General features: G+C 37.5%; 1 protein-coding gene. It reads left to right on the forward strand.

Translation table 11 applies throughout. From position 1 onward, the window contains the following. Positions 1–132 precede the first annotated feature (132 nt). Positions 133–309, forward strand: a 177-nt coding sequence (locus AB4585_RS26895) for a DUF3461 family protein (RefSeq protein WP_372171792.1), incomplete at its 3' end; no start/stop codon positions are given.

Here is a 309-nt window from a genome sequence, read left to right on the forward strand (position 1 = left end):
TTATTCTACAATCAAAAATTCTAACGCATTTATCGAGTATTTTAACCCGCTAGAGTGATCAGTTATTGAGTACGATTGGTATCACGGAGCTCTTCATTAGGAAGTTCACCAAATTTGATCGCAGAGGTGCCTATGTATCCACACCTAACCGGGTTGGGAATTCACGAAACAAAGCAAATTGACCGCTACTCATTGCGCCAAGAAGCTCATAAAGATGTTCTTAAGATCTACTTTAAAAAACAAAAAGGTGAGTTATTCGCAAAGAGTGTAAAGTTTAAGTACCCAAGACAGGTAAAAAGTGTACTTATC

It is taken from the genome of Vibrio sp. 10N.222.49.C9 (assembly GCF_041474985.1).
Taxonomy (GTDB): domain Bacteria; phylum Pseudomonadota; class Gammaproteobacteria; order Enterobacterales; family Vibrionaceae; genus Vibrio; species Vibrio crassostreae_C.